Raw genomic sequence first — 10,242 nt, forward strand, 5'->3', positions numbered from 1 at the left:
CGTGCGGGCTCGTGGGGCGGGTGGCGGGTGGTCTGGGGGCCCGGTGAACGCCGGGGGCGTTGTCCTCAAACGCCGGACGGGCTGGAATTTGCTGGGCCGCCGTCCATTAGCGGAGCCGGACGGGCTGGAATTTGCTGGGCCGCCGTCCATTAGCGGAGCCGGACGGGCTGGAATTTGCCGGGCCGCCGGCCATCAGCGGAGCCGGACGGGCTTGATTGCGCCGGACGGCCGCCCACCAGCGGAGCCGAGGGCCTGATCGGGCGGGCCGCCGCCCATCGGCGGAGCCGGACAGGCTGGAAATGGCGGACCGCCACCCATCGGTGGAGCCGGAGGGACCTGACGGGCCGGCCCGGTACCCATGGGCACCCCGCGGCCGGGGCGCAGGTTCACTGCGCCCCGGGTCGCACCAGCCCGCTCTCGTAGGCGTACACCGCGGCCTGCACCCGATCCCGCAGGCCCAGCTTCGTCAGCACGTGGCCCACGTGCGTCTTGACGGTCGTCTCGCTGACGAAGAGATCCGCGGCGATCTCCGCGTTGGACAGCCCGCGCGCCACCAGCTTCAGCACCTCGACCTCGCGGTCGGTGAGGGTGTTGAGGGTGTCCGGCATCGGCTCCTCGCCCGAGGGCAGGTGGCCGGCGTACTTGTCCAGCAGGCGGCGGGTGATGCTGGGCGCGAGCATCGCCTCGCCCGCCGCCACCACCCGGATCGCCTGGACCAGTTCGTGCGCGGGCGCGTCCTTGAGCAGGAAGCCGCTGGCTCCCGCGCGCAGCGCCTCGACCACGTATTCGTCCAGGTCGAAGGTGGTCAGGACGAGCACCTTGGCCGGGCCGTCCTTGGCCGGGCCGGTGATCTGCCGGGTGGCCTCGACGCCGTCCATGCGCGGCATCCGGATGTCCATGAGCACCACGTCGGGTTGCAGGGCCCGGACCTGCTCCAGGGCCTGGAGCCCGTCACCGGCCTCCCCGACGACCGCCAGATCCTGCTCGGCCTCCAGGATCATCCGGAAACCGGTACGCAGCAGCGGCTGGTCGTCGACCAGCAGGACGCGGATAGCCACAGGATCTCCTTATCGTCAGTGCGGATCCATTCTGCCCTGCGGGCTCTCGCCGCCCGCCGCCGGGACGACCGGGAGCGGATACACCGGGGGCGTGCCGCCGAATTCCGGACACACCGCCTGGTGGTCGCACCATCCGCACAGCTTCGTCGGCCGCGGGCGCCAGTCCCCGGTCGCGGTGGCGCGCTCGATGGCCTCCCACAGCGCCAGCAGCCTGCGCTCCACCCGCAGCAGGTCGGCCTCGGTCGGGTCGTAGGTGAGGACGTCGCCGCTGCCGAGGTAGACGAGCTGGAGCCGGCGGGGCACCAGGCCGCGCAGCCGCCACACCACCAGGGCGTAGAACTTCATCTGGAAGAGCGCGCCCTCGGCGTACTCCGGCCGCGGGGCCTTGCCGGTCTTGTAGTCGACGAGCCGCACCTCGCCCGTGGGCGCCACGTCGACGCGGTCGATGTAGCCGCGCAGCCGCAGGCCCGAGTCGAGCTCCGTCTCCACATACAGCTCGCGGTCCGCGGGCTCCAGGCGCGTGGGGTCCTCCAGGGTGAACCAGCGCTCGACGAGTGCCTGGGCGTCCTCCAGCCACTGGGCCAGCCGCTCGCCCTCGGGGTCGTCGGCGAACAGCTCGGCCAGCTCCGGCCGCTTGGCCAGCAGCTTCTCCCACTCGCCGGGCACCATGGCGCGGGCTCCGGGGGCGGTGCGGCGCGCCGCGGGCTCGTCGAAGAGCCGCTCCAGGACGGCGTGCACCACCGTGCCTCGGGTGGCGGCGGCGCTGGGCTTCTCCGGCAGCTTGTCGATCACGCGGAAGCGGTACAGCAGCGGGCACTGCATGAAGTCGCTCGCCCGCGAGGGCGACAGCGCGACCGGGCGCGTGGCGGGCTTGGCGGGCTCGCTCACCGCGGCCGGTGTCCCCGCGGTGACCTGCTCGGCCTTCTCGGTGCTCGTTCCCATGGCACCAAACCCTACGGCCCGGCACTGACAATCCGGCCGCCCGCGACCGGCCGGATCCCGCCCGGCGCCCACCGATCACCTCTCCCCGTTCCCCACCGCTGAGCGGGCGGTCCGGCCGCCGCCTCCCAGGTCGCGCCCGTACGCCCCGCAGCCGGGCCCGCTCGCCGGGGGCACGTCAGGGCTCGTCGAGGGCTCGTCGGGAAGCCCGGCACCCCGGCCCGACATGGCGCACATCACGGACAATCGACAGGGGAGGCGAGGCGGAACACCCGGGAGCGGTCCGCTTACCATCGACGCCAGACCGCTTCGCCCTGCATGATCGTGGGACCGCGCCACACAGGTGTGAAGGCCGTATTCGACGAGGGGATGCCGTGGACGAGAGCGGGAAGCCGCAGGACTCCCAGGAGTCCGCGCAGCCGCAGCCGCCCCATGCGCCCGATGGTGCCCGTCCGCAAGGGCCGCCCGAGCCGCCCAAGGATTCGGGGCGGGCCAAACCGGGGGAGCGGAAACCGGGCGGCGGCATCCTCATGGGCCGCCCCTTCGGCGTACCGGTCTACGTCGCGCCGAGCTGGTTCCTGGTCGCGGCCCTGATCACCTGGGTCTTCGGCGGGCAGCTCGAACGCGTGCTGCCGGAGCTGGGCGTCGCCCGCTACCTGGTCTCCCTCTTCTTCGCGGTGGCCTTCTACGCCTCGGTGCTCGTCCACGAGCTCGCCCACACGATCGCCGCGCTCCGCTTCGGACTCCCCGTGCGCCGCATCCAGCTCCAGTTCTTCGGCGGCGTCTCGGAGATCGAGAAGGAGAGCGAGACCCCGGGCCGGGAGTTCGTGCTGGCCTTCGTCGGCCCGCTGCTCTCCCTGGTCCTCGCCGGGGTCTTCTATGGGGGGATGCGGCTGGTGGAGCCCGGCACGGTCCCGGGAGTGCTGCTCGCCGGCCTGATGATCTCCAACCTCATCGTCGCGGTGTTCAACCTGCTGCCGGGCCTCCCCTTGGACGGCGGCCGGATGCTGCGCGCCGTCGTGTGGAAGATCACCGGCAAGCCGATGACCGGCACCGTCGCCGCCGCCTGGGTGGGCCGCGCGCTGGCCGTCACGGTCCTCATCGGACTGCCGCTGCTGACCCATACAGGAGCGCTGGGCGGCCCCCGCCCCGAGATCGGCGGTGCCGACTCCCTCACCGACGCGCTGCTCGCCGCGATCCTCGCCGCCATCATCTGGACCGGCGCGGGCAACAGCCTGCGCGTGGCCCGGCTGCGCGAGCGGCTGCCCGACCTGCGCGCCCGGACGCTCACCCGGCGCGCCGTCCCCGTCGAGCCCGACACCCCGCTGTCCGAGGCGCTGCGCCGGGCCAATGAAGCGGGGGCCCGGGCCCTGGTCGTGGTGGACCGGCAGGGCACCCCGACGGCGGTGGTCCGCGAGGCGGCCGTGGTCACCGTGCCCGAGCACCGCCGCCCCTGGGTGTCGGTGAGCGGCCTGGCCCAGGAGCTGAAGGAGGGCATGCGGGTCTCCACCGAGCTGGCCGGCGAGGAACTGCTCGAATACCTGCGGGCCACCCCGGCCACCGAGTACCTCGTCGTCGAGCCGACGGGGGAGATCTACGGCGTGCTGTCCACGGCCGACGTCGAACGCGCTTTCGTGGCAGCCATGGCCCGCCCGTCCTGAGCCTGCGCCCGCCCGTCCTGAGCTGATGCCCGGCGGTTCCTTATGCGACCCGCCCCTCTACCAGGGACGCGTCCGCCCCTCCATCAGGGACGCGTCCGCTCCCCTTAATGGGAAGTGTCCGCCCCGCCGTGCCCCCCAACCGGAGCCCCTGCGGTCCTGAGCGCCCCGAAGGGCCGGTAGGCTGGTCACATGTCCGAACCGACCGGTGCCGCCCGCCGTCGCGGGCCCTTCAAGGTCGGGGACCAGGTCCAGCTCACCGACCCCAAGGGACGCCACTACACCTTCACGCTCGAAGAGGGCAAGAGCTTCCACACCCACAAGGGAGCCTTCCCCCACGACGAGCTGATCGGTGCTCCCGAGGGCAGCGTTGTCCGTACCACCGGGAACGTCGCCTACCTCGCGCTGCGCCCGCTGCTCCCCGACTACGTCCTGTCCATGCCCCGCGGCGCCGCCGTGGTCTACCCCAAGGACGCGGGGCAGATCCTGGCGATGGCCGACATCTTCCCCGGCGCCCGCGTCGTCGAGGCGGGGGTGGGCTCCGGCTCGCTCAGCAGCTTCCTGCTGCGCGCCATCGGTGACCAGGGCATGCTGCACTCCTACGAGCGCCGGGCCGACTTCGCCGAGATCGCCACGCAGAACGTCGAGCGCTACTTCGGCGGCCCGCACCCCGCGTGGACGCTGACGGTCGGCGACCTCCAGGACAACCTCTCCGACACCGACGTCGACCGCGTCATCCTGGACATGCTCGCCCCCTGGGAGTGCCTGGAGGCCGTCTCCAAGGCGCTGGTCCCCGGCGGCATCCTGTGCGCGTACGTCGCCACGACCACCCAGCTGGCCCGTACGGTCGAGGCCATCCGCGAGCACGGCACGTTCAACGAGCCGTCCGCCTGGGAGACCATGGTCCGCACCTGGCACGTCGAGGGCCTGGCCGTCCGCCCCGATCACCGGATGATCGGCCACACCGGCTTCCTGCTCACCGCCCGCCGTCTGGCGGACGGGGTGGAGCCGCCGCTGCGCCGCCGCCGTCCGGCCAAGGGCGCCTACGGCGAGGACTACACCGGACCGGGCTCCGCCTCCGGCTCCGCCGAGCGCGGCTGACCCCGCGCCCCCCCGAACGCACCGGCGCCGCCGACGAGTTCCCCTGACGGGAACCGCCGGCGGCGCCTTTTCGTTCGATCCTGCGGATCCGCCCGGCACCCGTCCGGCGGAGCGCCCCCGGGAACGAGACGGCGGGCTCCGGTCCCATTGGCCGAAACCCCGGCATGGGTCGTTCCCCATGGGCGCGCTCTGTGGAACGATGCGGGCACCCCCACAGCCACAGCTCTTCACAGGAGTTACCCCGCGTGCAGCCACCGGCCGGCCAGGACCTCCCGCACACCCGCCCCCGCGCGGCGCACTGGCTCGCTACCGCCACCGCCCTCGCGGCCGTCGTCGCGGGCGCGGCCCTCGTCCAGCCCGCGGGCGCCACCACGACCGCCGCGGCGCCGGCCCGCGACCACGGCCCGGCCCCCGACGCGAAGGCGGCGCGGTACCCCGTGGACTGCGGCTCCGAGCGGCCCCAGGTGGTGCGCCAGGTCTCCGGCGACCTCGACGGCGACGGCATCCGGGAGACGGCCGCGGTCGTCCGCTGCCCGGCCGGTATCGGCACGCCGCCCAGCGGGGTGTACGTCCTGGCGCGCGGCAGCGGCCCGCACGCCCCGCCGCGCGTCGTGGCGACCCTTCTCGCGCCGTCCGAGGACCGGAGCGTGACGGAGTTCGCCCTGCGCGACAGGACGCTCTCCGCGACGCTCCTGGGCTACTCCTCGACGGACGTGCCGCGTTGCTGCCCGGACGTGCGCGAGCGCGCCAAGTGGCGCTGGCACGACGGCACGTTCGTCCGGGACGGCGCCACCGCGGAGACGAAGAGTGTGTGATGCGTTACACGGCGCCTACTCGGCGTCGGGCCCGTAGACCTCCACGCCGTCGGACACCCGGCGCACGTGGATGCAGTCGCCGGGGCACTCCTTGGCGGAGTCCCGTACGTCATTGAGGAGCGGCAGCGGGACGGGGGTGGTGGCGCCCTTGTCCTGCAAGAGCTCGTCGTCCGCGCTCTTCACGTAGGCCAGCCCGTCGATGTCCAGCTCGAAGACCTCGGGCGCGTATTGCGCACAGATGCCGTCGCCAGTGCAGAGGTCCTGGTCGATCCATACCTCAAGAGCTTCATCCCGCGCGGTCATCTCGCCTGCCGTTTCCTACCTGTGTGAATCAAATGGTGCCAGCCCTGACGGGTGTTGACCGACTCGACGATACAACCGGTCGCTTTCTGATGTTGTTGGGTGGGTATTCCCCTGGGGTGAGGACGTGCGCAAGGGTGAAGATCGGACACACCCCGACAGTCTTTTCGATCTAGGGGTTTCAACCTGCACCGGCCCAGGTAGGGTCAGGAAGCGTCCAGCTCCCCTTGGAGGAGGTGAGGACCGTGGCAGCCCACGACGACGACATCAACCGCGGCATCCGGCCGGGGCGGGGGTCCGAAGACCCTGCCGGCCAGGTTGCCTATCTCGAGCAGGAGATCGCCGTCCTGCGACGCAAGCTCGCCGACTCTCCGCGTCACACGAGGATTCTCGAAGAGCGGATCGTCGAGCTGCAGGCAAACCTGACGGGCGTCTCCGCTCAGAACGAGCGGCTGGCGAACACACTCCGTGAGGCCCGCGATCAAATCGTGGCCCTTAAGGAAGAGGTCGACCGGCTCGCGCAGCCGCCGTCCGGATTCGGTGTGTTCCTGCAGGCGAACGAAGACGGCACGGCCGACATCTTCACCGGAGGACGGAAACTCCGGGTGAATGTCAGCCCCAGCGTGGAACTCGACGAGCTCCGGCGTGGCCAGGAGGTCATGCTCAACGAAGCGCTGAACGTGGTCGAGGCCATGGCGTTCGAGAGCGCCGGCGACATCGTCACGCTCAAGGAGATCCTTGACGACGGCGAGCGCGCCCTGGTCATCGGGCACACCGACGAGGAGAGGGTGGTGCGGCTCGCCGAGCCCCTGCTGGACGCCACCATCCGCGCCGGTGACGCCCTGCTGCTCGAACCGCGCTCCGGTTATGTATACGAGGTGATCCCGAAGAGCGAGGTCGAGGAACTGGTCCTCGAAGAGGTCCCGGACATCGACTACACGAAGATCGGCGGTCTGGGCAGCCAGATCGAACTGATCCGCGACGCGGTCGAGCTCCCCTACCTCTATCCCGACCTCTTCAAGGAGCACGAACTCCGCCCGCCCAAGGGCGTGTTGCTCTACGGCCCGCCCGGCTGCGGCAAGACGCTCATCGCCAAGGCGGTGGCCAACTCGCTGGCCAAGAAGGTCGCCGAGGTGACCGGCCAGCCCACGGGGAAGAGCTTCTTCCTCAACATCAAGGGTCCCGAGCTGCTCAACAAGTACGTCGGTGAGACCGAGCGGCACATCCGGCTGGTCTTCCAGCGGGCCCGGGAGAAGGCGAGCGAGGGCACACCCGTCATCGTCTTCTTCGACGAGATGGACTCCCTCTTCCGCACCCGCGGCTCCGGGGTCAGCTCGGACGTGGAGAACACCATCGTCCCGCAGCTCCTCTCGGAGATCGACGGTGTGGAGGGCCTGGAGAACGTCATCGTCATCGGCGCCTCCAACCGGGAAGACATGATCGACCCGGCGATCCTGCGCCCCGGCAGGCTCGACGTCAAAATCAAGATCGAGCGTCCGGACGCCGAGGCGGCGAAGGACATTTTCTCCAAGTACCTCACGGACCGCCTGCCGCTGCACGCCGACGATCTCGCCGAGCACGGCAATTCCCCGAAGGCCGCGGTCGGCGCGATGATCCAGTCGGTCGTCGAGCAGATGTACGCGGAATCCGAGGAGAACCGCTTCCTGGAGGTCACCTACGCCAACGGTGACAAGGAAGTCCTTTACTTCAAGGACTTCAATTCCGGCGCGATGATCGAGAACATCGTCGGCCGGGCGAAGAAGATGGCGATCAAGGCCTTCCTGGAGCACAACCAGAAGGGCCTGCGCGTCTCCCACCTGCTCCAGGCGTGTGTGGACGAGTTCAAGGAGAACGAGGACCTCCCCAACACGACCAACCCGGACGACTGGGCCCGCATCTCCGGAAAGAAGGGCGAGCGGATCGTCTACATCCGCACGCTCGTCACCGGCAAGCAGGGCGCGGACACCGGACGCTCCATCGACACGGTGGCCAACACCGGTCAATACCTGTAACAACGCTCGCCGGCTGCGGATGTCCTGGAGGGGGCGTCCGCAGCCGGACGCTTTTCGGGGCACGAATGATCCCCGGGAAGCCGGCGAGGAGGCAGGAGAAAACCGGACTGGAGCAATGACTGTAATGATCTCCCCAGCGCCGCAAAGGCGTTCTAGGCTCTTCGGTACCGCCGCGTCACGCACCGCGGGAGCGGGGACCGCGCACGGACCGGAAGCGCAGCGGTACTTGAGCGACGACCCCGTCCGGGGGCGCCGCCGGGCAAGGAGGGCCGCATGACCGTACGGCGAGTAATGGGAATCGAGACGGAGTACGGGATCTCCGTCCCCGGCCACCCGAACGCCAATGCCATGCTCACCTCGTCCCAAGTCGTCAACGCCTACGCGGCGGCGATGCACCGGGCGCGCCGCGCCCGTTGGGATTTCGAGGAGGAGAACCCGCTGCGGGACGCGCGCGGCTTCGACCTCGCGCGCGAGGCCGCGGACGCCAGCCAGCTGACGGACGAGGACATCGGCCTGGCCAACGTCATCCTGACCAATGGAGCGCGGCTGTACGTCGACCACGCCCACCCGGAGTACAGCGCCCCCGAGGTCACCAACCCCCGGGACGCGGTGCTGTGGGACAAGGCGGGCGAGCGCATCATGGCCGAGGCCGCCGAGCGGGCGGCCCAGGTGCCCGGCGCGCAGCCGATCCACCTCTACAAGAACAACACCGACAACAAGGGCGCGTCCTACGGCACGCACGAGAACTACCTCATGAAGAGGGAGACCCCGTTCTCCGACATCGTGCGCCACCTGACGCCCTTCTTCGTCTCGCGCCAGGTGGTGGCCGGCGCCGGCCGGGTGGGGCTGGGGCAGGACGGCCACGAGCACGGCTTCCAGATCAGTCAGCGCGCCGACTACTTCGAGGTCGAGGTCGGTCTGGAGACCACGCTCAAGCGGCCCATCATCAACACCCGCGACGAGCCGCACGCGGACGCCGAGAAGTACCGCCGGCTCCACGTGATCATCGGTGACGCGAACCTCTCGGAGATCTCCACGTACCTCAAGCTCGGCACGACCGCCCTCGTCCTGTCGATGATCGAGGACGGGTTCATCGCCGTGGACCTCGCGATCGACCAGCCGGTGCGCACCCTCCACCAGGTCTCCCACGACCCCACGCTGAGCCATCTGATCACGCTGCGCAGCGGGCGCACGCTGACCGCCGTACAGCTCCAGATGGAGTACTTCGAGCTGGCCCGCAAGTACGTCGAGGACCGCTTCGGGGCCGACGCGGACGAGCAGACCAAGGACGTGCTCGGCCGCTGGGAGGACGTGCTCGGGCGGCTGGAGAACGACCCGATGAGCCTGTCCGACCAGCTGGACTGGGTGGCCAAACGGGCGCTGATGGAGGGCTACCGCCGCCGGGACGGGGTGGACTGGGACGCGGCGCGGCTGCAGCTCGTGGACCTCCAGTACGCCGACGTGCGGCCCGACAAGGGCCTCTACAACCGGCTGGTGGCGCGCGGCAAGATGAAGCGCCTCCTGGCCGAGCCGGACGTGGAGCGGGCGGAGCTCAAGCCCCCGGAGGACACCCGTGCGTACTTCCGCGGGCGCTGCCTGGAGCAGTACGCGGACGACGTGGCGGCGGCCTCCTGGGACTCGGTGATCTTCGACCTGCCGGGCCGCGACTCGCTGCAGCGGGTACCCACGCTGGAGCCGCTGCGCGGCACGCGCAACCACGTCAAGGAACTGCTCGACCGGTGCCGGACGGCGGAGGACCTGGTACGGGTGCTGTCCGGGAACTGACCGGGACACCGGAGGGACCGGCCGGGGCCCTGGTGGCGGCCGGCCGGCGCCCTTCGGGGTCCGGGGGAACCAGCAGGTGGTTCCGGGGACGGATCGGGGTCTTCTCCGGGTCGTCCCGGGGGCTGAAAAAGCCTTCGAACGGGAATCATCGAGATGGCTCCCGAACGTTGCACAAGTGCAGGGCCGATGGCGGACCCGGATTGTAGGGTCTGATCTTGACAGTCACATCGAGCGGGGCGAACCGAGCGGGGTGAGGGATATGGCGACCAAGGACACCGGCGGCGGACAGCAGCGGGCATCGCGCAGCACCGAGGAGGTCGAGGAGCAGGCGCAGGACGCGCAGGCATCGGAGGACCTCAAGGAGCGCCAGGAGAAGCTGTCGGACGACGTGGACTCCGTCCTGGACGAGATCGACGACGTGCTCGAAGAGAACGCCGAGGACTTCGTCCGGAGTTTTGTGCAAAAGGGCGGCGAGTAGGCCGTCGCCGTCCGGGGCGGTGCCCGGCACCGCCCGTCCGGCCCCGGCGGGTGCCGCGTGGCGCGCGCGTGCCCGCCCGGTGGCCGGGAGCCGCTC

The 10,242-nt window shown here is 70.7% G+C and carries 9 protein-coding genes; 6 read left to right on the forward strand and 3 right to left on the reverse strand.

The annotated features are described in order from the left end of the window. Nucleotides 1-386 precede the first annotated feature (386 nt). A complete protein-coding gene (locus tag ABZX96_RS37645; RefSeq protein WP_355554065.1) occupies nt 387-1,058 on the reverse strand; it encodes a response regulator transcription factor in 672 nt (223 codons plus the stop codon). Between the two features lie 15 nt (nt 1,059-1,073). Next, the gene (locus ABZX96_RS37650) at nt 1,074-2,000 is read right to left on the reverse strand and encodes a PD-(D/E)XK nuclease family protein (RefSeq protein ID WP_355554068.1); all 927 of its coding nucleotides are present in this window, start codon (nt 1,998-2,000) and stop codon (nt 1,074-1,076) included. A gap of 371 nt (nt 2,001-2,371) precedes the next feature. Here ABZX96_RS37650 and ABZX96_RS37655 point away from each other — a divergent pair, with 371 nt between their 5' ends. From ABZX96_RS37655 to ABZX96_RS37665, 3 genes are all read left to right on the forward strand, one after another. After that, nucleotides 2,372-3,658: a site-2 protease family protein gene (locus tag ABZX96_RS37655; RefSeq protein ID WP_355554071.1), complete on the forward strand. Its 1,287-nt coding sequence runs from the start codon at nt 2,372-2,374 to the stop codon at nt 3,656-3,658. 189 nt (nt 3,659-3,847) lie between these two features. Further along, a complete protein-coding gene (locus tag ABZX96_RS37660) occupies nt 3,848-4,756 on the forward strand; it encodes a tRNA (adenine-N1)-methyltransferase (RefSeq protein ID WP_355554074.1) in 909 nt (302 codons plus the stop codon). 245 nt (nt 4,757-5,001) lie between these two features. After that, complete coding sequence (locus ABZX96_RS37665; protein ID WP_355554076.1) at nt 5,002-5,571, forward strand: hypothetical protein; 570 nt, start codon at nt 5,002-5,004, stop codon at nt 5,569-5,571. Nucleotides 5,572-5,586: 15 nt separating this feature from the next. On the opposite strand, the gene ABZX96_RS37670 is transcribed toward ABZX96_RS37665, so the two are convergent. Continuing rightward, nucleotides 5,587-5,874 (reverse strand): ferredoxin, encoded by a 288-nt coding sequence (locus ABZX96_RS37670; protein ID WP_355554079.1) that lies wholly within the window; start codon nt 5,872-5,874, stop codon nt 5,587-5,589. Nucleotides 5,875-6,116: 242 nt separating this feature from the next. On the opposite strand from ABZX96_RS37670, the gene arc reads away from it, so the two are divergent. The 3 genes from arc (at nt 6,117) to ABZX96_RS37685 (ending at nt 10,146) form a co-directional block, all read left to right on the forward strand. Further along, nucleotides 6,117-7,883: a proteasome ATPase gene (gene arc, locus ABZX96_RS37675; RefSeq protein ID WP_355554082.1), complete on the forward strand. Its 1,767-nt coding sequence runs from the start codon at nt 6,117-6,119 to the stop codon at nt 7,881-7,883. 273 nt (nt 7,884-8,156) lie between these two features. After that, a complete protein-coding gene (dop, locus tag ABZX96_RS37680) occupies nt 8,157-9,668 on the forward strand; it encodes a depupylase/deamidase Dop (protein ID WP_355554085.1) in 1,512 nt (503 codons plus the stop codon). A 259-nt stretch (nt 9,669-9,927) separates the two neighbouring features. Then, nucleotides 9,928-10,146, forward strand: coding sequence for a ubiquitin-like protein Pup (locus ABZX96_RS37685; RefSeq protein ID WP_355554088.1), 219 nt, complete (start codon nt 9,928-9,930; stop codon nt 10,144-10,146). The last annotated feature ends 96 nt before the right edge of the window (nt 10,147-10,242 follow it).

Origin of the sequence: Streptomyces sp. NPDC003077 (genome assembly GCF_040611095.1) — a bacterium.
Lineage (GTDB): Bacteria > Actinomycetota > Actinomycetes > Streptomycetales > Streptomycetaceae > Streptomyces.